The 20,309-nt window shown below is 71.8% G+C and carries 16 protein-coding genes; 4 read left to right on the top strand and 12 right to left on the bottom strand.

The features are described from left to right. Positions 1-49: 49 nt before the first annotated feature. From ABZ117_RS02485 to ABZ117_RS02435, 11 genes are all read right to left on the bottom strand, one after another. Complete coding sequence (locus tag ABZ117_RS02485) at positions 50-2,146, bottom strand: BTAD domain-containing putative transcriptional regulator (protein WP_356816574.1); 2,097 nt, start codon at positions 2,144-2,146, stop codon at positions 50-52. Positions 2,147-2,504: 358 nt separating this feature from the next. Next, complete coding sequence (locus ABZ117_RS02480; RefSeq protein WP_356816572.1) at positions 2,505-4,274, bottom strand: IucA/IucC family siderophore biosynthesis protein; 1,770 nt, start codon at positions 4,272-4,274, stop codon at positions 2,505-2,507. Then, the gene (locus ABZ117_RS02475) at positions 4,271-4,795 is read right to left on the bottom strand and encodes a GNAT family N-acetyltransferase (protein WP_356816570.1); all 525 of its coding nucleotides are present in this window, start codon (positions 4,793-4,795) and stop codon (positions 4,271-4,273) included. Before ABZ117_RS02475 ends, ABZ117_RS02480 begins: the two co-directional genes overlap by 4 nt. Next, complete coding sequence (locus ABZ117_RS02470) at positions 4,792-6,072, bottom strand: lysine N(6)-hydroxylase/L-ornithine N(5)-oxygenase family protein (protein WP_356816569.1); 1,281 nt, start codon at positions 6,070-6,072, stop codon at positions 4,792-4,794. Before ABZ117_RS02470 ends, ABZ117_RS02475 begins: the two co-directional genes overlap by 4 nt. Then, positions 6,056-7,498, bottom strand: coding sequence for a lysine decarboxylase DesA (gene desA / locus ABZ117_RS02465; protein ID WP_356816568.1), 1,443 nt, complete (start codon positions 7,496-7,498; stop codon positions 6,056-6,058). Before desA ends, ABZ117_RS02470 begins: the two co-directional genes overlap by 17 nt. Positions 7,499-7,609: 111 nt before the next feature. Further along, complete coding sequence (locus ABZ117_RS02460; protein WP_356816566.1) at positions 7,610-8,476, bottom strand: siderophore-interacting protein; 867 nt, start codon at positions 8,474-8,476, stop codon at positions 7,610-7,612. A 113-nt stretch (positions 8,477-8,589) separates the two neighbouring features. Beyond that, on the bottom strand, positions 8,590-9,636 hold the full coding sequence (locus ABZ117_RS02455) for an ABC transporter substrate-binding protein (RefSeq protein WP_356816565.1): 1,047 nt from the start codon (positions 9,634-9,636) through the stop codon (positions 8,590-8,592). Positions 9,637-9,791: 155 nt separating this feature from the next. After that, positions 9,792-10,952: an acyl-CoA dehydrogenase family protein gene (locus ABZ117_RS02450; protein ID WP_356816563.1), complete on the bottom strand. Its 1,161-nt coding sequence runs from the start codon at positions 10,950-10,952 to the stop codon at positions 9,792-9,794. A 5-nt stretch (positions 10,953-10,957) separates the two neighbouring features. Then, complete coding sequence (locus ABZ117_RS02445) at positions 10,958-11,902, bottom strand: hydroxymethylglutaryl-CoA lyase (RefSeq protein WP_356816561.1); 945 nt, start codon at positions 11,900-11,902, stop codon at positions 10,958-10,960. Then, positions 11,899-13,839, bottom strand: a complete 1,941-nt coding sequence (locus ABZ117_RS02440) for an acetyl-CoA carboxylase biotin carboxylase subunit (RefSeq protein WP_356816559.1) — start codon at positions 13,837-13,839, stop codon at positions 11,899-11,901. Before ABZ117_RS02440 ends, ABZ117_RS02445 begins: the two co-directional genes overlap by 4 nt. 11 nt (positions 13,840-13,850) lie before the next feature. After that, positions 13,851-15,467 (bottom strand): carboxyl transferase domain-containing protein, encoded by a 1,617-nt coding sequence (locus ABZ117_RS02435; RefSeq protein WP_356816557.1) that lies wholly within the window; start codon positions 15,465-15,467, stop codon positions 13,851-13,853. A gap of 98 nt (positions 15,468-15,565) precedes the next feature. On the opposite strand from ABZ117_RS02435, the gene ABZ117_RS02430 reads away from it, so the two are divergent. From ABZ117_RS02430 to ABZ117_RS02415, 4 genes are all read left to right on the top strand, one after another. Next, positions 15,566-16,162 (top strand): TetR/AcrR family transcriptional regulator, encoded by a 597-nt coding sequence (locus ABZ117_RS02430; protein ID WP_121788643.1) that lies wholly within the window; start codon positions 15,566-15,568, stop codon positions 16,160-16,162. Between the two features lie 243 nt (positions 16,163-16,405). Beyond that, the gene (locus tag ABZ117_RS02425) at positions 16,406-17,563 is read left to right on the top strand and encodes an acyl-CoA dehydrogenase family protein (protein ID WP_356816556.1); all 1,158 of its coding nucleotides are present in this window, start codon (positions 16,406-16,408) and stop codon (positions 17,561-17,563) included. Positions 17,564-17,599: 36 nt separating this feature from the next. Continuing rightward, positions 17,600-18,484, top strand: a complete 885-nt coding sequence (locus ABZ117_RS02420) for an acyl-CoA thioesterase II (protein ID WP_356816554.1) — start codon at positions 17,600-17,602, stop codon at positions 18,482-18,484. A 539-nt stretch (positions 18,485-19,023) separates the two neighbouring features. Then, entirely contained in the window at positions 19,024-19,386 is a 363-nt protein-coding gene (locus ABZ117_RS02415; RefSeq protein WP_356816553.1) for a hypothetical protein, read from the top strand. A gap of 80 nt (positions 19,387-19,466) precedes the next feature. On the opposite strand, the gene ABZ117_RS02410 is transcribed toward ABZ117_RS02415, so the two are convergent. Next, positions 19,467-20,258 (bottom strand): phosphatase, encoded by a 792-nt coding sequence (locus ABZ117_RS02410; RefSeq protein WP_356816551.1) that lies wholly within the window; start codon positions 20,256-20,258, stop codon positions 19,467-19,469. Between the last annotated feature and the right edge of the window lie 51 nt (positions 20,259-20,309).

Below are 20,309 nucleotides of genomic sequence, written 5' to 3'. Positions count from 1 at the left end.
CCACCGGACCGCAGCCGGCCCCCGCCCGGGTCCGGCGGCCCCGGGCCGCTCAGACCGTCTGGAAGCGCTCCTCCTCCTGCTCGGACAGCGCCTGCGCGTACCGCAGCAGCGGGGCGGACATGCTGAACCGGCCGGGCGCGTGCTCCCGCAGCAGACTCGCGTCGACCAGGCGGTACAGAGCCCACCTGGTCTCCGCCGGCGTCATGCCCCCCGCCGCGTCGGCCAGGGAGTACGCGGTGATGCCGTTGCCGTCGGTCCGGCCGAGCAGCCGGAACACCCGGCGCGCCGGCTCCGGGAGCGCCGTGTAGGACAGCTCGAAGGCCGTCTGGACGTTGGACAGCAGCAGGTCCCCCGGGACGGAGGGCCGCCGGAAGAGCCCGGCGTCCTGCAACTCCACGTAGTACTGGGCGATGCTGAGACAGGGGTGCTGCGCGAGACGCGTGGCGAGGATCCGCACCATCAGCGGCAGCCCGCCGCAGTACCGGCCCAGGGCCATGGCGGCCAGCGCCTCCGCGCCGACCCGTTCGGGCCCCAGCAGCCGCCCGAGCAGGGCGAGCACGTCCTCGTCGTCGAGCGCGTCCACGAAGACCCGCCGGACCCCGTCCCTGGCCACCAGGCCGGGCAGTGTGTTGCGGCTGGTGACGAGCACGGCGCAGCCGGCGTCACCGGGGATCAGGGGCCGTATCTGGTCCTCGTCGCGGGCGTTGTCCAGGACCACCAGCACCCTCCGGCCGGACAGCCGGGTGCGGAACAGGTTCGCCGCCTCGTCCAGGGTGTCCGGGATGCTGCCGTCCGGGACGCCGAGGGCGCGCAGGAACGAGGCCAGGGCCGTCAGGGCGTCGAGGGGACGCCGGCGCGCGTGGCCGTGCAGGTCGATGTAGAGCTGCCCGTCGGGGAAGCGGCCGAGCACCCGGTGCGCCCACCGCAGCGCCAGCGCCGTCTTGCCCACGCCGGGCGGCCCGGTGATCAGTGCGGCCGGCACCTGCCCGTCCCGTTCGCCGGCGGCGAGGAACAGCTGGTCCAGGTCCCGGATCTGGGCGGTGCGCCCCACGAAGTGCCGCGTCCGGGCGGGCAGTTGCGACGGCCTGACGTCCGGCGGCGGATGGGGGGCCGCCGGTCCGGGCGGCCGCGGGGTGTCCGCCGGCTGCCGGGTGAGCAGTCCGTTCCCGGGCCAGGCCAGCTCCTGCTGGAGAACCCGCAGATGGGCCTGGCGCAGCTCCGGTCCTGGCTGGAGGCCCAGTTCGCCGTCGAGGCGCTGGGTGACGTCGGCGTACACCCGCAGTGCCTCGTACTGCTCGCCGCAGCTGGCCAGGGCCAGCATGAGCCGCGCCTGGAGTCCCTCGTGCAGCGGTTCGTCCTCGGCGGCGGCCCGCAGCGCCGGCACCACCTGCTCGGGCTGCTGGAACCGCAGGGCGAGATCCGCGTACAGCAGCAGGTTCTCGATCCGCCGGCGGACCGCGGCCGTGGCCGCCGGATGCAGGGCGAGCACCGGCTCGTCCGCCAGGATCGGGCCGCGCCAGCAGTGGTGGGCGAGCGAGGCGAACTCGTAGGCGGCCCTGGCCTCCCCGGCGGCGTGGGCCTGCCGCGCCTTCTCCGCCAGGCTCCGGAACCGGGTCAGGTCGACCTGGTCGCGGCCCAGGGACAGCGCGTAGCCGGTCGGTGTGCGGATGAGGTACGAGGTGGCCTGGCCCGCGGGGCCGGACTCCGGGAGGCGCAGCAGCCCGCGCGCCTGGCTCACGTAGGTGTGGATGAGGTTCTGGTAGGAGCGCGGCGGCTCCTGCGGCCAGAGGGTGCTGCCTATTTCGTCGAGTCCGGCCGGCTGCGGGTGGCAGAGCGCCAGCAGGGACAATAAGCGCCGCAGTTTGAAAGCGCGCACTTCGCTGACGACGCCGTCGCGTTCGATGGTCAGGGCGCCGAGAATGCCGATACGAAGGCCCGCTCTGTCCTGATCGACGGGTTTACGCATACTGGTCATGGAACGCCGCAGGTCGTCGACGTCGAGTCCGAGGACGAGCGCCAGGCTGCGCAGGGTTCGCTCCTGCGGCTGTTCCACCCGGCCGCTCTCGATGTCCCGCAGGGTTCGCACGCCGACCCCGGCCAGCTCGGCGAACTGACGCTGCGTCAGGCCCGTGCGCTGCCGGAACATGCGGATCTGGGTGCGGACGGGAAGCGGTTCTGCCGGATGGGGTCGATGGCTCGTGGCCGCTCCGGCACTTCGAAGGTTCGACATGGTCCCCCCGCCGCCGAGTGATGACTCAGCTCGTGATCAGAATGTCCCCGGGTGATCTCGACTTTTTGATCTCTGATCCCCGGCACCGCTCGATCGGGAATGATCGTAGATCGAGTGGCTGGATACCGCAATTGACACTCTGGTGAACGACTCGGTGCCCGGCAAAAGTCCCCGGGGGCACGGCACAATTCAGGTCACATATTCTTGTCCGAAAAGGAAGTTGACGGGCATCCCGGAGGACCGTACTCCGGGATGCCCGTCCGCCGGCCGGCCCTCAGTGGCCCGCGAGGGGGTTCTTCAGGCTGCCGGCCAGCTGGAGCGCGCTGGACGGATCGGCGAGGTCCACCATCTGCCGGTTGTCGCGCAGCTGGAGCCGGTTGAGACAGGACAGCGGGAACTCGGGCGCGAACATGTCGTACTGGCCGAACTTGTCCGCCAGCTGGGGGTTCGCCTCCTGGTACTCGCGGGTGACCTCGGCGACCGTCCGCCAGAAGCCGTCCTCCGCCAGGACGCCCTCCTCGGCCAGGAGGGCGGCGAGGAAGCGGAAGAAGCAGTCGAAGACGTCGGTGAAGACCGACAGCAGCTTCTTGTCGTCCGGCACCTCGACACGGATCCGCCGCACCGGACGCGGCAGGGCCGCGTCCGGGTCCATGACGGCGATCTCCTCGGCGATGTCCTTGTACACCGTGCGCTGCACGGCGCCGTCCTTCAGCACCAGGATCGTGTTCTCGCCGTGCGGCATGAACACCAGGTCATAGGCGTAGAAGCTGTGCAGCAGCGGCGTGTAGTAGGCCCGCAGGTACTGCCGCAGCCACGTGGTGGGCCCGAGGCCGGAGCGCTCGATCAGCGCGCCCGCGAAGGAGGCGCCCCGGTGGTCCACGTGCAGCAGGGAGGCCATGGTCGCGAGGGACTCGCCGTCCCGCAGCGAGGACACCGGGCTCTCCCGCCACAGGGCGGCCAGCATCTTGCGGTACGGCGAATGGCGGTCGGTGGCCTGCTCGTACTCCAGGTGCCGGTAGCCGACGGCCGCCCGCTCCCGGATGATCGTCAGGCCCGTCGACCGCAGCACCGGGTCGTCCTCGATCAGCTGGGCCAGCCAGTCGTTGATGGCCGGGGTCGCCTCCATGTAGGCGGCCGACAGTCCTCGCATGAAGCCCATGTTGAGCACCGACAGGGCCGTCTTCACGTAGTGCTTGCGCGGGTCGCTGATGTTGAAGAACGTCCGGATCGACTGCTGTGCCAGGTACTCGTCGTCGCCCTCGCCGAGGCACACCAGGTGGTCCCGGGCCACCTCGGCGGCGAAGGTGACGCTGAGCTTGTTCCACCACTGCCAGGGGTGGACCGGGATGAACAGGTAGTCGGCGGGGTCGAGGCCCCGGCCGGTGAGGACGGCGTGGAAGCGGCGCACCGCCGGTTCGCCCAGCTCCTCGCGCAGGAACGACTCGTACGCGATCCCGGCACCGGCGGTGAACGCGGCCCGCGAGCGGTGCGCGGCGAGCCAGACCAGGCGGACGGGGTTCGCCGTCTCGGGGGCGTACGCCAGGTACTCGTGGCCGGCGAACCCGAGCCGGCCGCTGTTCGCGACGAAACAGGGGTGGCCCTCGGTCATCCCGGTCTCGATGGTCTGGAATCCGCCGCGGGCCAGCTCGGCGGAGGTCACCCGCGGCTTGGCGAGTTTGTAGCAGGTGCTGGAGAGAGTGGAGGAGATCTCCTCCAGATAGACCGGCAGGATCTCGTCACTCAGCCCCAGGGACCGCCGGAACTCCAGGAAGAAGTCGAGCGCGGCCAGGGGCAGCCGGTCCCCGCCGCGGTACCGGGTGACGGAGCCGGCGTCGACCTGCCAGTGGTCGAGGGACCGCCGTACGGCGGTGAACCGGTAGGTGGTGTGCCCGTCGTCGCTGCGGACGGTGTACGCGTCGCCGTCCGGCTCGGGGGTGAGCAGCCGCTCGTGCGCGAACTCGGCGAGCGCCTTGCGGACCAGCAGCCGGTTGGCCCTCTCCCAGCGCTCGGGGGACAGGTGGGCCACGGCGTCGGCGGGGGTCACGCGGCCACCGCCCGTTCGAACCGTTCGCGGGTGCAGAAGCTCAGCAGGGCCTTCTTCTCGGGCTTGCGTATCTCCCGCTCGGGCACGAACCCGACGGCCGCGTTCAGGGCGTGCACGGCCGTGTTGCGGACGTCCGGCTCGACGACGACGCGGGCCACCGCCGGGTCCTGGAAGAGGCGGGCCAGCACGGCGGTGATGACGGACCGGGTGAACCCGTGCACGGGCGTGCCGGTCGCCGGCACGAGGAAGTGCATGCCGACGTCCCCGGGCCGCGGCTCGTACAGCCCGGCCAGTTCCCGGTGCGCGGGGTCGTACGTCTCCATGAGGAAGGCGGGGACGCCGTCGCGCAGCCCGAGCAGCGCGTGATGGTGCGCGTCCGCCGCGATCTCCGCGTAGGCGCGTTCGACGTCCGCCTCGCTCGCGTCCTGCATCATCCAGAACACCGCCTTGGGGTGGGTGACCCAGGAGTGCAGCAGCTCCGCGTCCTTCGGGGGGTCGACGGGACGGAAGGTGAAGGTCATACGGCGAACTCCTGGAAGGCGATGCTCTTCTCGACCGGGTAGTACTCCGTGCCGAGCAGCTCACGGATGATGTACGCGTTCCGGTACGCGCCCATGCCCAGGTCGGGGCTGGTGATGCTGTGGGTGTGGACCCCGGCGTTCTGGAGGAAGACGCCGCGGCCGGTGCGGTCGACGGTGTAGTTGCGGGCGATGTCGAAGTTGCCCCGGCCGTCGTAGCGCAGCCGGTGGCGGACGGGCCGCAGGAACTCCGGTTCGGTGTACCGGTAGCCGGTGGCCAGGATCAGGCCCTCGCTGGTCAGCTCGTAGTCCTTCTCCTGCTCCTCCTGGCGCAGCCCCAGGACGTAGGTGCCGTTCTCGTGACGGGCACCGGTGAGCGCGGAGTTGGTGAGCAGCCGGGTGGGGACCGGGCCGCCCAGGCTCTTGCGGTAGAGCAGGTCGAAGATCGCGTCCACCAGGTCGCCGTCGATGCCCTTGAACAGGCCCTTGTGCGCGTCGGTGAGGCGGTAGCGGGTGGCCTCGGGGAGGGCGTGGAAGTAGTCGACGTACTCCGGGCTGGTCATCTCCAGCGTGAGCTTGGTGTACTCGAGCGGGAAGAAGCGGGGGGAGCGGGTGACCCAGTTCAGCTGGTAGCCGTGGACGTCGATCTCGCCGAGCAGGTCGTGGTAGATCTCGGCCGCGGACTGGCCGCTGCCGACCAGGGTGATCGACTTCTTGCGCTGGAGGTCCGCCTTGTGGTGCAGGTAGCGGGAGTTGTGGATGAAGTCGCCGCCCAGGCCCCGGCAGGCGTCCGGGAGGTGGGGCGGGGTGCCGGTGCCGAGGACCAGGTGCCGGGCGTGGTAGGTGTCACCGTCCCCGGTGCGCACGACGTACGTCCCGTCCTCGTCCTCGTACGTCACCTCGGTGACGGTCGCGCCGAAGCGGACGCTGCTCAGCCGGTGCGCGGCCCAGCGGCAGTAGTCGTCGTACTCGACGCGCAGCGGGTAGAAGTTCTCGCGGATGTAGAACGAGTACAGTCTGCCCTTCTCCTTCAGGTAGTTGAGGAAGGAGTACGGCGACGTCGGGTCGGCCAGGGTGACCAGGTCCGACAGGAACGGGGTCTGGAGGTGGGCGCCGTCCAGGAACATCCCGGCGTGCCACTCGAAGTCGGGCTTGGACTCCAGGAAGACGCCGTCCAGCTCGGCGATCGGCTCGGTGAGGCAGGCGAGGCCGAGATTGAAGGGACCGAGCCCGATCCCCACGAAGTCGTGGGTGCGGTGGGCTTCAGGACGCGCGGTCAAGGGACTCTCCCAGGTACTGCTCGGCATGGCCGGCGATCAGGTCGAGGACGGCGGTGATGTCGGCCGTCGTGGTCTCGGGGTTGAGCAGGGTGAACTTCAGGTAGTGGCGGCCGGCCACCTTGGTGCCCGCGACCACGGCGTCACCGGAGGCGAACAGGGCCTTGCGGGCGTACAGGTTGGCCCGGTCGGTCGCGGCCGGGTCGGTGACGGCCGCCGGGACGTAGCGGAAGACGAGGGTGGACAGGGTCGGCTCGACGACGACGTCGAAGCGCGGGTCGGCGGCGAGCAGCCGGTAGCCCTCCCGTGCCAGGTCGCAGACCTCGTCGAAGAGCTGTCCGATGCCGTCGGCGCCCATCGTGCGCAGGGTGAGCCACAGTTTCAGGGCGTCGAAGCGGCGGGTGGTCTGGAGGGACTTGTCGACCTGGTTGGGGATACGTTCCTGCACCATGCGGCGCGGGTTGAGGTACTCCGCGTGGTAGGTGGCGTGCCGCAGGGTGGCCGCGTCCCGGACCAGCAGGGCCGACGAACTCACCGGCTGGAAGAAGGACTTGTGGTAGTCGACGGTGACCGAGTCGGCGCGCTCGATGCCGGCGAGCCGGTCCCGGTACCTCAGCGAGGCGAGCAGCCCGCAGCCGTAGGCGGCGTCGACGTGCATCCAGACGCCGTACTGGGCGCACAGCCCGGCGATCTCCGGCAGCGGGTCGATGGAGCCGAAGTCGGTGGTGCCGGCGGTGGCGACGACCGCCATGGGGACCAGGCCGTCCTTCGCGCAGCGCTCCAGCTCGTGCGCGAGGGCCACCGTCTGCATGCGCTTGTCGTGGCCGACGGGGATCGTGACGACGGCGTCCTGCCCCAGGCCGAGGAGTTTCGCGGACTTCCCTACGCTGAAGTGGCTCGCCTCGGAGGCGAAGACGCGCAGTCTCGCGATGCTGTCGGTCTTGGCCTCCTCCCGGGCCAGCAGCAGCGCCTGGAGGTTGGACTGGGTGCCGCCGGAGGTGAACACGCCGTCGGCGGACGGGCCGAGGCCGGCGCGGGCGGCCGTCCAGTCGACGAGCCTGCGCTCGATGAGGGTGGCGCCGGCCGACTGGTCCCAGGTGTCCAGGGAGGAGTTGACGGCGGAGAGGACGGCCTCGGCGAGCACCGCCGGGATGACGACGGGGCAGTTGAGGTGGGCGAGGTAGCGGGGGTGGTGGAAGTAGACCGCGTCCCGGAGGTAGACGTCCTCCAGCTCGTCCAGGACGGCGGAGGTGTCGCCCAGGGGACGGTCGAGGTCGACCGCGTCGATGCGGGGCGCCAGCGCGTCCGCGGTGACGCCGGTGAACGGACGCCCGGTGGTGGCGAGTCTGGCCGCCACCCGCTCGACTCCTTCGGTCACGGAGCGGCGGTAGTGCTCCGCGGTGAGGCCATTGAGCAGGTGCGAGCGCATGCGGGGGTCCTCCGAGGGGACGGTCCGTCGGGATCAACTTAGGTTAGCCTAACCTAAAATTCTTGGGTCAGGGTATGCCTCACCGGCGGTCGGCGGCAGGGCCGCGACAGGTCATTCGGCGGCGCGGAGCTGCTCCTCCGTCATCCCCCGCCGCCAGTACCCGACGAAGGTGACCCGCCGCCGGTCCACCCCGCACTCGGTGACGAAGTACCGCCGCAGCGCCTTCACCTGACCGGACTCGCCCGCGATCCACACGTACGGCCGCCCGGCGCCCGTGAGCCCGGCGGCCCGTACGGCGTCGACGGTCGTGGGGGCCGGCGCGTCCGTGCCGTCGCGCCGCACCAGCCAGGTGATCTCCGCGTCGGCCTCCGTGCGCACGTCCTGGATGTCTCCGGCGTGCGGCACCTCCAGCCAGGCCCGCGCCGGGGTGCCGGCGGGCAGGGATTCGAGGATCGCGGTCGCCGCGGGCACGGCGGTCCCGTCGCCGCACAGCACCACGAGGCCGGTGTCGCCGGGCGGACGGAAGCGGATCGCGCGGTTGTCCGCGAGGGCCGGGCCGAGCAGCAGCACCCGGTCCCCGGCGGCGGCCCGCGCGGCCCATCGGGAGGCCGGCCCGGCGGGGGAGACGGCGTCCGGTCCGACCCCGTGCAGCGCGAAGTCGATGTCGATCTCGGCCGTCTGCCCCGAAGCGTCCCGCCGCAGGGCCCGCAGGGTGTACGAGCGCATCACCGCCCGCACGCCGTCGGGGAGTTCGCGCCAGCCCTGCCACCAGCGGTCGCCCAGCTCCAGCGGGACGACCGGCTCGGCCTGCCCCGGGTGCGGCAGGAACAGGGACAGGGACTGGTCCCGGCCGTGGGACCGGAAGGCGTGCAGATCCGGGCCGGTGAAGGTCACCCGGACCAGGGACGGACCGAGCCGCCTCGTCGTCACGACCTGGAGGGAGAAGAAACGGAACGGGGCGGCCACGGCCGTTGTCATGGGGGCTCCTGAGGGATGCGGGCAGGCGGCGATCCGGGGGGGGGCGCCGGGAACCGCGACGGGCCGCGACGAACCCGCGGTTCCCCGGGAGCGGACCGGCCCTTCGGTGGGACCTAGCCGACCTTCCTTGCCTTCTCCAGCGCCTCGGCGAGCCCGGTGAGCAGCGGCACGCACTTGTCGTAGGAGAGGATCGGCTCCGGGGAGCGGGGGATGACCTGGCCGGCCTTCACCGCGGGCAGTTCCTTCCAGGTGGCCTTGGTGATGCCGGCCGGCTGGATGGCCGAGGTGCGGTCGTCCATCATGATGATGTCGGCCCGGTACTTGTCGGCGTTCTCCCAGCTCAGCGACTCGTACCAGCCGCCGCCCTTGGCCTTGGCGCTCGCCGGCGGCTCCACGAAGTCCACCCCGAGGGACTTGAAGTACTCCAGGTCGACGGAGAGGTCGGTGCCGGAGACGTAGAACAGCTCGTCGCTCGCGCTGGCGGCCATCACCCTGATGCCGGGCTTGGCCCTGGCGGCGGCGCGCAGCCGGGCGGCGGCGTCCTCGAACCGCTTCTTCGCCGCGGTCACCTCGGTGGCCTTCAGGTCCGCGCCCAGTGACCCGGCCAGCTCCCACATCCGCTGGAGCGGCTCGGTGAGCGGGCGGTCGTAGACCGAGATGCCGACGCTGGGGGCCAGCTGGGAGATCTTCTTCTTCGACTCGTCGGGGACGTACCAGAGGGTGCCGGCGTCGTCGAACATCGTGCTGATGAGCACGTCCGGTGCGAGGGCGGCGTACTTCTCGATGCTGAACTGGCCCCAGGCGTTGCCGAGGACGGTCACCTTGCTGATGTCCATGTCGCCGGCCTGGACGTCGGGCTTGCCGCCGCTGGTCCTCGTCGGGCCGAAGACGCCCTTCACCTGGACGCCGTAGTCGTACAGCGCGGCGGCGGCACCGGTGAAGGCGACGATGTTCGCCGGGACCTTGTCCAGCTTCACGGTGGTGCCCCGGTCGTCCCTGAACGACCAGGGGCCGGACCCGCCGGCCGTCGTCCCCTTGCCCGAGCCGGTGTCCTTGCCCTTGTCGTCCCCGCAGGCCGCGAGCGCGGCACCGAGTCCGAGGGCGCCGCCCGCGGCGAGCAGGCCGCGGCGAGTGGGGTGGGTGGCACGGGCGTGGGGCATGGGTACGACTGCTTTCGAACGGGGCGGGACGCCCACCGGACAAGGTGAAGATAGGTTAGCCTAACCTCACTTGATGTCCAGTGGGCGGTCGCTCCGTGCCCGGGCCGGCGTACCGCCCGCGCACCGGCCGCAGTTGCGGCCGTGGTGCTCCTGTCTCAGCTCACCAGGCCCAGTTCGCGGGCGATCAGCATGCGCTGGACCTCGCTCGTGCCCTCGCCGATCTCCAGGATCTTGGAGTCGCGCCACATGCGGGCCACCGGGTACTCGTTCATGAAGCCGTAGCCGCCGTGGATCTGGGTGGCGTCGCGGGCGTTGTCGACGGCGACCGTGGAGGAGTGCAGCTTGGCCAGCGCCGCCTCCTTCTTGAAGGGTTCGCCCGCCACGAGCCGTGAGGCGGCGTCCCGCCAGGCCAGCCGGGCGGTGTACGCCTTCATCTCCATGTCGGCGATCTTGAACTGGATCGCCTGGTTGGCGCCGATCGGCCGGCCGAAGGCGTGCCGCTCCCTGGCGTACTTCACCGACTCGTCCACACAGCCCTGCGCCAGCCCGGTCGCGAGCGCCGCGATCGCGATGCGGCCCTCGTCCAGGATGCGCAGGAACTGGGCATAACCGCGGCCCTCTTCGCCGAGCAGGTTGGCGGCCGGTACCCGGACGTCCTGGAAGGACAGCTCGCGGGTGTCGGAGGCGTTCCAGCCGACCTTCGAGTACGGCGCGGCCACCGTGAAACCCGGCGTACCGGCGGGGACGATGATCGCCGAGATACGCGGCCGGCCGTCCGGCTTGCGGCCGGTGACCGCGGTGACCGTCACCAGGCCGGTGATGTCCGTGCCCGAGTTGGTGATGAAGCACTTCGTGCCGTTGATCACCCACTCGTCCGTGTCCGGGTCCAGGCGGGCCGTCGTACGGGTCGCCCCGGCGTCGCTGCCGCCGTCCGGCTCGGTCAGGCCGAACGCGCCCAGCATCTCGCCGGAGCAGAGGCGGGGCAGCCACTCGCGCTTCTGCTCCTCGGTGCCGAAGAGGTGCAGCGGCATGGCACCCAGGGAGACGCCCGCCTCCAGGGTGATGGCCACCGACGAGTCGACGCGGGCCAGTTCCTCCAGGGCGATGCCGAGGGCGAGGTAGTCGCCGCCCATGCCGCCGTACTCCTCGGGGAAGGGCAGCCCGAACAGGCCCATGCGGCCCATCGCGCGGACGATCTCGTAGGGGAACTCGTGCCGCTCGTAGAAGTCGCCGATCTTCGGCGCCACCACGTCGTGCGCGAACTCTTCCACCGTGCGGCGGAGTTCCTCCAGCTCGGGGCTGAGGCGGTGGTCCATGCTGATCACTGGTCCTTGTGGGAGAGAGCGCGGACGGTACGGGACGGGCTGGGCCGGCCCAGCTGTTCGGCCATCCACACGCTGGTGGCGGTCAGACGGCCGAGGTCGACGCCGGACTCGATGCCGAGCCCGCGCAGCATCCAGACGAGGTCCTCGGTGGCGAGGTTGCCGGTGGCGGACCTGGCGTACGGGCAGCCGCCGAGGCCGCCCGCGGAGGCGTCGACCGTGGTGACGCCGTGGCGCAGGGCGGCCAGGGTGTTGGCGAGCGCCTGGCCGTACGTGTCGTGGAAGTGCACACCGAGCGCGGGGGTCGGCACGCCCCGCTCGTTCAGCAGGGTGAGGAGGGCCCGGACCTGGCCCGGGGTGGCGACCCCGATGGTGTCACCGAGGCTCAGCTCGTCACAGCCCATGTCCCGCAGGGCCGTGCAGACCCGGGCCACCTGCTGCGGGGGCACCGCGCCCTCCCAGGGGTCGCCGAAGCACATGGACACGTAACCGCGCACATGCGCGCCGGCGTCCTTCGCCTGCCGCACCACCGGTTCGAACACGGCCAGCGACTCGTCCACGGTGCGGTTGAGGTTGGCCTTCGCGAAGGACTCGGTGGCGCTGGCGAACACCGCGACCCGGCGGGCGCCGAGCGCCAGCGCGCGGTCCAGGCCGCGCCGGTTGGGGACCAGGACGGGCAGGTCCACCCCGTCCAGGTCGCTCACCCCCGGATACAGCTCCTCGGCGTCCGCCAGCTGGGGGACCCACTTGGGGTGCACGAAGCTCGTCGCCTCGATGGTCGTCAGACCCGCGCCGGCCAGCCGCCGGATGAACTCGGCCTTCACCGCGGTGGGTACGGCAGTCTTCTCGTTCTGGAGCCCGTCCCGCGCGCCGACCTCGTGGATCCGTACCCGGGCGGGCAGGTCCGGGGCCGGTACGACCATGGGCAGTGCGCCGGCGGTCACCGCGCCACCTCCGCTTCCTCTGCGTGGGGGGCGATGACGGCCAGTACCTGGTCCATGGCGACCGTCGAGCCCGGGGAGACGTCCAGCTCGGCGACCGTGCCGGCGTGCGGGGCGGAGATGACGTGCTCCATCTTCATCGCCTCGACCACCAGCAGGCTCTGGCCGGCGGCCACCTCGTCGCCGACGGCCACCTTGACCACGGTCACCGTGCCGGGCATGGGCGCGGTCAGCGAGTCGGCGCCCGCGTGCCCGGCCCGCGTCAGGGAGGCGGCCACCGGGTCGTGGTCGCGCACGTGCCAGGCGTCGCCGTCCCGGCCGATCCAGTCACCGGCCCGGCGGAAGGTGTGCCGGACGCCGTCCAGGGTGACGGCCACCCGGTCGCCGGTCACGGTGTGGGTGCCGCGCGGGCTGTACGTCACCGGCTCGGCCACCCGCAGCGGGAACGCCGGCGGTTTCGGGGTGCCGCCGAGCCGCCAGCCGCTCGGCACGGAGAACGGGTCCACCCAGCCTTGTGCGCGCGGCCTGAGCGCCTCCAGGCGGACGGCCGCCGCCGCCTCGTACACCTCCTCCGGGACGTCCGTGGTGACCAGCTCGTCCACGACCCGCTCCACGAGCCCGGTGTCCAGCTCGCCGGCCACGACCGCCGGATGGCCCAGCAGCCGGCGCAGGAAGCCCGCGTTGGTCTGCACGCCCAGCGTGACCGTCTCCGCGAGGGCCGCGCGGAGCCTGCGCAGCGCCGTCTCGCGGTCGGGGCCGTAGGCGATCACCTTGGACAGCATCGGGTCGTACAGGCTGCCGACCTCGGTGCCCTCGCTGAGCCCGGAGTCGGTGCGGACGCCTTCGCCGCCGGGCTCGTCCAGCAGCAGCACCGTGCCGCCGGAGGGGAGGAAGCCGCGCGCGGGGTCCTCCGCGCAGATCCGGGCCTCCACCGCGTGCCCGGTCAGCCGCACGTCCTCCTGCGTGAAGCCCAGCCGCTCCCCGGCCGCCACCCGCAGCTGCCACTCCACCAGGTCCAGCCCGGTGACGAGTTCGGTGACCGGGTGCTCCACCTGGAGGCGGGTGTTCATCTCCATGAAGTAGTACGAGTCCGGGTCCCCGCCGGGGACGATGAACTCCACCGTGCCCGCGCCCCGGTACCCGCACGAGCGGGCCGCCTGCACGGCCGCCTCGCCCATCGCGGACCGGGTCCGCTCGTCGAGGAGCACGCTGGGCGCCTCCTCGATGATCTTCTGGTGCCGCCGCTGGAGGGAGCACTCCCGCTCGCCCAGGTGGACCACGTTCCCGTGGCCGTCGGCCAGCACCTGGATCTCGATGTGCCGGGGCCTGTCGACCCACCGCTCCACCAGCAGCGTGTCGTCGCCGAAGGAGGCGCGGGCCTCGCGGCGGGCGGCGGCGATCTCCTCGGCCAGCGCGTTCACGTCCCGGACCAGGCGCATGCCCTTGCCGCCGCCGCCGGCCGACGGCTTGAGCAGCACGGGTGTGCCGATCTCGCGGGCGGCCGCGGCCAGTTCGGCATCGGACAGCCCGCTGCCGCTCGACCCCGGCACCACCGGCACCCCGGCGGCCCGCACCGTCTCCTTGGCGCGGATCTTGTCGCCCATGAGCGCGATCGCGTCGGCCGGCGGGCCGATGAAGACCAGGCCCGCCTCCTCGCAGGCGCGCGCGAAGCCCGCGTTCTCCGCCAGGAAGCCGTATCCCGGGTGGACGGCCCGGGCGCCGGTGCGGGCGGCGGCCGCCAGGAGCCGCTCCACCGACAGATAGCTCTCGGCGGCCGGGGCCGGACCGATCCGCACCGCCGTGTCGGCCTCCCGCACATGCCGCGCGTCGGCGTCCGCGTCGGAGAAGACCGCCACCGAGCGCACGCCCAGCGAGCGCAGCGTACGGATCACGCGTACGGCGATCTCGCCCCGGTTGGCGACCAGCACTGTGTCGAACACGGTTCCCCTCCTCACATCCGGAAGACGCCGAACTGGGGATCTCCCAGAGGCGCGTTGGCGCAGGCCGTCAGGGCGAGCCCGAGGACCTGACGGGTGTCCAGCGGGTCGATCACACCGTCGTCCCAGAGCCGGGCGGTGGCGTAGTAGGCGTTGCCCTGGCGCTCGTACTGCGCGCGGATCGGCGCCTTGAAGGACTCCTCGTCCTCGGCGGCCCAGTCCTCGCCCCGCGCCTCCGACTGGTCGCGCTTGACCGTGGCGAGGACGCTGGCGGCCTGCTCGCCGCCCATGACGGAGATCTTGGCGTTGGGCCACATCCACAGGAAGCGGGGGGAGTAGGCCCGGCCGCACATCGAGTAGTTGCCCGCGCCGTACGAGCCGCCGACGACCACGGTCAGCTTCGGCACGCGCGTGCAGGCCACCGCCGTGACCATCTTGGCGCCGTGCTTGGCGATGCCGCCCGCCTCGTAGTCCTTGCCGACCATGAAGCCGGAGATGTTCTGGAGGAACAGCAGCGGGATGCCGCGCTGGTCGCACAGCTCGATGAAGTGGGCGCCCTTCTGGGCGGACTCGGAGAACAGGATGCCGTTGTTGGCGACGATCCCGACGGGGTGGCCGTGGATCCGGGCGAAGCCGGTGACCAGGGTCTGCCCGAACTCGCTCTTGAACTCGGCGAACCGGGAGCCGTCGACCACGCGCGCGATGATCTCGCGGACGTCGTAGGGGGTGCGGGAGTCGACCGGGACGGCGCCGTACAGGCCGTACGGGTCCACCTTCGGCTCGGCCGGTGCCGTCACCTCCCAGGGCGGCGACTGCCCGGCGGGCAGGGTGGCGACGATGTTCCGGACGATCCTCAGGGCGTGCGCGTCGTCCTCGGCGAGGTGGTCGGTGACCCCGGAGATCCGGGAGTGCACCTCGCCGCCCCCCAGCTCCTCGGCCGTGACGACCTCGCCGGTGGCCGCCTTCACCAGCGGCGGGCCGCCCAGGAAGATCGTGCCCTGGCCGCGGACGATGACCGCCTCGTCGCTCATCGCCGGGACGTACGCGCCGCCGGCGGTGCAGGAGCCGAGGACGGCCGCGATCTGCGGGATCCCGGCGCCCGACAGCCGCGCCTGGTTGTAGAAGATCCGCCCGAAGTGGTCCCGGTCCGGGAAGACCTCGTCCTGCATCGGCAGGAAGGCGCCGCCGGAGTCGACCAGGTAGACGCACGGCAGCCGGTTGTCGAGGGCCACCTCCTGGGCGCGCAGGTGCTTCTTCACCGTCATCGGGTAGTACGTGCCGCCCTTGACGGTGGCGTCGTTGGCGACGACCACGCACGCGCGTCCGGCGACCCGGCCGATCCCGGCGATCACGCCCGCCGCCGGGGCCTGTCCGTCGTACATCCCGTCGGCCGCCAGCGGGGCCAGTTCCAGGAAGGGGGAGCCCGCGTCGAGCAGGGTGTCCACCCGGTCCCTGGGCAGCAGCTTGCCGCGCGCGGTGTGCCGCGCCCGTGCCTTCTCGCCGCCGCCGAGCGCCGCCGCGGCCAGCTTGGCGCGCAGCTCCTCCACCAGCGCCCGATGGCCCTCCTCGTTGGCCCGCCAGGCCTCCGACGCGGGATCGGCCGCGCTCCGAAGCTCCGGTGCCTCCTGCATCCTGCGGTTCCCCTCACCCGGTGGTCGAACCTGTTAATGAGCGTTAACCATTTCCTTCAGGTTAACGACCGCTAACCTCGCTGTCTAGAATTGACGGCATGGTCACCAGAACCGACGCCTCGACCCGCCGCGAGCAGATCCTCAAGGAGGCCGCCCGGCTCTTCGCCGAGCGCGGCTTCCACGGCGTCGGTGTCGACGAGATAGGCGCCGCGGTCGGCATCAGCGGCCCCGGTCTCTACCGGCACTTCCCGGGCAAGGACGCGATGCTCGCCGAGCTGCTCGTCGGCATCAGCGGCCAGCTGCTGACCGGCGCCAGACGGCGGCTGGCGGAGGCCGACGGGGTGCCCGCGAGCCGGGTCCTGGACTCGCTGGTCGAGGGCCACATCGACTTCGCCCTGGACGACCGGCCCCTGATCACCCTGCACGACCGCGAGTTGGACCGGCTGCGCGACAGCGACCGCAAGCTGGTGCGCCAGCTCCAGCGGCAGTACGTGGAGCTGTGGGTGGAGGTGGTGCGCGAGGCGCATCCGGGGCTGACGGAGCCGTCCGCCCGCTCGGCCGTCCACTCGGTCTTCGGCCTGCTCAACTCCACCCCGCACCTGGGCCGCGCCGGCACGCTCCCCGGCCGGGGCGCGACGGCGGCCCTGCTGCACCGGATGGCGCGGGGCGCGTTCGCGGCGGCGGGCGAGGAGTGACCGGGGCCGGGGTGGCCGGGGCCGGGGTGGCCGCCCGGGGCCGCCCGCGCCGGGCCGCGTGACGAGCATTACGGCCGAACCCCTGGACGACCTTTCCTACCGGCCGGTACGGTTGAGTGAGCAAGCGCTTAGCCATCGGGTCGCCGCCCAGCCGGGGGAAACCAGCCGGGGGGACGCCCGAGGGCGAGCAGCCAGGTACGCGAGAGCGGCGCCGGTCCAGGCGCGAAGAAGGGCGGTGGCGGCGTGCGCCGTACGGTGTTCAACGAGGATCACGAGGCGTTCCGGGAGACCCTTCGTTCCTTCATCGAGGCCGAGGTCGTCCCGGTGTACGACGAGTGGTTCGCCGCGGGCCAGGCGCCGCGCGACTTCTACTACAAGCTGGGCGAGCTGGGCATCTTCGGCATCAGCGTTCCCGAGGAGTTCGGCGGCGCGGGCCTGGACACCCACAAGTTCGAGGCCGTCATGTACGAGGAGACGGCCCGCGCGGGCGTCCAGTTCGGCGGCTCCGGAGTGCACGTCCTGCTCGCCCTGCCGTACATCAAGATGCTCGCCACCGACGAGCAGAAGAAGCGGTACCTGCCGAAGTTCGTCTCCGGCGAGGAGATGTGGGCCATCGCGATGACGGAGCCGGGCACCGGTTCCGACCTCGCGGGCATGAAGTCCACCGCCAAGCTCTCCGAGGACGGCACGCACTACGTCCTCAACGGCGCCAAGACCTTCATCACCGGCGGCGTGCACGCCGACCGGGTGATCGTCTGCGCCCGTACGGCCGCGCCGACCGCCGAGGACCGCCGCCACGGCATCTCCCTGTTCGCCGTGGACACCAAGTCCGAGGGCTACTCCGTCGGCCGCAAGCTCGACAAGCTCGGCCTGAAGACCTCCGACACCGCCGAGCTGGCCTTCGTCGACGTCAAGGTGCCGGTCGAGGACCTCCTCGGCGAGGAGAACAAGGGCTTCTCCTACCTCGGCCACAACCTGGCCTCCGAGCGCTGGGGCATCGCCTTCGGCGCCTACGCGCAGGCCAAGGCCGCCGTCCGGTTCGCCAAGCAGTACGTGCAGGAGCGCACCGTCTTCGGCAAGCCGGTCGCCCACTTCCAGAACACCAAGTTCGAGCTGGCCGCCTGCCAGGCCGAGGTGGACGCCGCCGAGGCCGTCGCCGACCGTGCCACGGAGGCCCTGGACGCCGGTGAGCTGACCCCCGCCGAGGCCGCCTCCGCCAAGCTGTTCTGCACCGAGGTCGCCCACCGCGTGATCGACCGCTGCCTCCAGCTGCACGGCGGCTACGGCTACATGAACGAGTACCCGATCGCCCGCCTGTACGCGGACAACCGGGTCAACCGCATCTACGGCGGCACCAGCGAGATCATGAAGACGATCATCGCCAAGGACATGGGTCTGTAAGGTCCGGGCAACCGCCGGCCGGTACAACCGACACCCATGAGCCAGGCACTCCAGGATCTCCTCGATCTGCTCGACCTCGAACAGATCGAGGAGAACATCTTCCGCGGCCGGTCCCGCTCCGCCGTCGTCCCCCGGGTCTTCGGCGGGCAGGTCGCGGCCCAGGCGCTGGTCGCCGCGGGGCGCACGGTCCCCGCCGACCGGCCCGCCCACTCCCTGCACGCCTACTTCCTGCGCCCCGGCGACCCCGGCGCGCCGATCGTCTACACCGTGGACCGCATCCGCGACGGCCGGTCCTTCACCACCCGCCGGGTGGTCGCCGTCCAGCACGGCAAGCCGATCTTCCACCTCTCGGCGTCCTTCCAGGCGGACGAGGAGGGCCTGGAGCACCAGGCCGTCATGCCGCCCGCGCCCGACCCGGCGACCCTGCCCACCTCCCAGGAGCGGCTGCGCGGCTACGGCCACCTCGCGCCCGAGGTGGTGGAGCGCTTCCTGGAGGCCCGCGAGGCGATCGACCTCAGATACGTGGACGAGCCGCCGTACGGAAGGTTCGGCGAGCCGCGCGACCCGCACTCCCAGGTGTGGTTCCGCACCAACGGCAAGCTCGGCGGCGCCGTGAGCGCCCTCGACGAGCCCCTGCTGCACGTCGTCCTCGCCACCTACGTCTCCGACATGACCCTGCTCGACTCCGTCCTGCTCGCGCACGGCCGGGGCGGCTGGGCCGTCGGTGACGTCGTCGGGGCCTCCCTGGACCACGCGATGTGGTTCCACCGGCCCTTCCGCGCCGACGAGTGGCTGCTGTACGACCAGGAGTCGCCCTCCGCCCACGGCGGCCGCGGCCTCGGCCAGGCCCGTATCTACACCCAGGACGGGCGGCTCGCCGTCACCGTCATCCAGGAGGGCGTCGTCCGCGTCCCGCGCTGAGCCGCCCCCCTGCCGGCCGCACACGGCGAGGCGGGCGGGAACCCCGTCCGGGGGACCCGCCCGCCTCGCCGTACCCGCGTCGTCAGCCCACGTGGACGCAGCCGGCGTCGACGTAGGCGGCCTGCACGTCACCGGCGACGGCCGCGCCGCCGGAGTGCCAGCAGGCGGGACTTGCCCGACTCTCCGGCAGGGCCTGCCGCTCCGCACGCCGGGTGGCGCGACCGGGTGGCACGACATCCGTTGCCCAAGGTGACGTACGACGTATGTGGGATTAGGCTCTAGTGTGAAAGCCGCAGCGAACGGCATGCTCGGCCGGCGAGGTGTGGGAACGTTCCGTGACTCAGCCGCAGCACCCGAAGGCGCCACGACGTACGGGTGGGCTGCAGGCGCCGGCGAAAGCGTCGTGCCGCTCATGACGCAGCGGTGACATCCGAAGACCGCGCCGCCAACTTCCCCTTCGTCATGACGGCGCCGGCCATCAACCTCGTGACGCTCCCCGCGGGGAGCCGCGAGAGACGATGGGAACGGAAGGTATTCCTATGCGATCACTACGCACCAGGCGTCTCGTCGCGACGTCAGCGGCCGGGCTGCTGCTGGCCGGCGGAGCCGCCATCGCCGGGGCCGGCACCGCGTCGGCGTCGTCGGACCACCACGACAGTGGCAGCAGCTACAGCCGCCACTTCGACGACAACAACCGGGACAACAACAACCGGGATCACAACAACCGGGACAACAACAACCGGGACAACAACAACTGGTGGAACAACGACAACGGCCACGGCGGTCGCCACAACCATGACAATGGCTACGGCAACGGCCATGACAACGGCTATGGCAACGGCCATGACAACGGCTACGGGCACAACAACGGTCGTCACAACAACAACGACAACTGTGACTGACTGACCCGTCCGACCAGCGCGGCGTGCGGCTCCGGTTCTCGGCCGGACCGCGCGCTGCGGCACGTCAGCAGGACGGCACCTCAGGTCCCGAGCCCCGCCCGCGCCAGCAGATACGCCGTCATCGGGTCGTAGTGGCGGGGACTGACCACGTGGTCGTCCAGCGGTACGGCGACCTGGAGCGTCCCCTCGGACTCGGCGAGGAACAGCGCCGGGTCGTTGCAGTCGGCGTACCCGACCGAGTCCACGCCGTGCTGTCCCGCGTACCCCGCCCAGCCGTGATCGGCGACCACCAGGTCCGGCAGCGGGCGCCCCTCGCGCTCGAGGCCCGTGAGAACGGCCCGCATCGGCTCCCCCGAGTGCGTGTGCCACAGCGTCGCCCCGTGCTCCAGCACGGCCACGTCGGCGAACTGCATGACGTACCCCTCGTCCGTCCGCAGCCCGTCCGGGATGACGACGATCTCGCAGCCGGCGGCACGCAGCGCGGCGGCCGTGGCCCGGTGCACGTCCAGCAGGCCGCCCGGGTGCCCGGTGGCGAACAGCACCCGCTGGCGCCCCTCGGCCGCCTTCCGCAGCCGGGCCGCCACGCGCTCCAGCGCGTCCACGGTCAGTTCGGGGTCGATGGTGTCCTGCCCGTACCGGTACTCCGGGTCGTCGTTGACACCCACCCGCTCGGCCATCACCGCGAGCACGTCCTGCTCGTCCGTCCAGCGGTCGCCCAGCTCCAGGCCGAACCAGAAGTTGCGGACCCCGTTGGCGAGCTGACGGTAATGGGAGAGGTTGTTCTCGCGGGGCGTGGCGACGTCCCCCGCGATACGGGTCCTCACCAGGTGGTCGACGAGCTGGGCGCGGCTGGGTGTCCCGGGTATCGGCATGGCTCCCATTGTGGGGCAGCGCCCCGCGCGCGTCCTCGGCATACCGCCCGC

Origin of the sequence: Streptomyces sp. NPDC006309, assembly GCF_040613095.1 — a bacterium.
GTDB lineage: Bacteria > Actinomycetota > Actinomycetes > Streptomycetales > Streptomycetaceae > Streptomyces.
Note: the sequence above shows the minus strand (reverse complement) of the source record. Positions and strands in the feature narration are given on the sequence as shown.

Coding starts and splice junctions, on each gene's coding strand:
- ABZ117_RS02420 (WP_356816554.1), top strand. CDS start 17,600: ATGAGCCAGGCACTCCAGGATCTCCTCGATCTGCTCGACCTCGAACAG.
- ABZ117_RS02430 (WP_121788643.1), top strand. CDS start 15,566: ATGGTCACCAGAACCGACGCCTCGACCCGCCGCGAGCAGATCCTCAAG.
- ABZ117_RS02410 (WP_356816551.1), bottom strand. CDS start 20,258: ATGCCGATACCCGGGACACCCAGCCGCGCCCAGCTCGTCGACCACCTG.
- ABZ117_RS02415 (WP_356816553.1), top strand. CDS start 19,024: ATGCGATCACTACGCACCAGGCGTCTCGTCGCGACGTCAGCGGCCGGG.
- ABZ117_RS02475 (WP_356816570.1), bottom strand. CDS start 4,795: ATGACCTTCACCTTCCGTCCCGTCGACCCCCCGAAGGACGCGGAGCTG.
- ABZ117_RS02485 (WP_356816574.1), bottom strand. CDS start 2,146: ATGTTCCGGCAGCGCACGGGCCTGACGCAGCGTCAGTTCGCCGAGCTG.
- ABZ117_RS02435 (WP_356816557.1), bottom strand. CDS start 15,467: ATGCAGGAGGCACCGGAGCTTCGGAGCGCGGCCGATCCCGCGTCGGAG.
- ABZ117_RS02455 (WP_356816565.1), bottom strand. CDS start 9,636: ATGCCCCACGCCCGTGCCACCCACCCCACTCGCCGCGGCCTGCTCGCC.
- ABZ117_RS02450 (WP_356816563.1), bottom strand. CDS start 10,952: ATGGACCACCGCCTCAGCCCCGAGCTGGAGGAACTCCGCCGCACGGTG.
- ABZ117_RS02460 (WP_356816566.1), bottom strand. CDS start 8,476: ATGACAACGGCCGTGGCCGCCCCGTTCCGTTTCTTCTCCCTCCAGGTC.
- desA (WP_356816568.1), bottom strand. CDS start 7,498: ATGCGCTCGCACCTGCTCAATGGCCTCACCGCGGAGCACTACCGCCGC.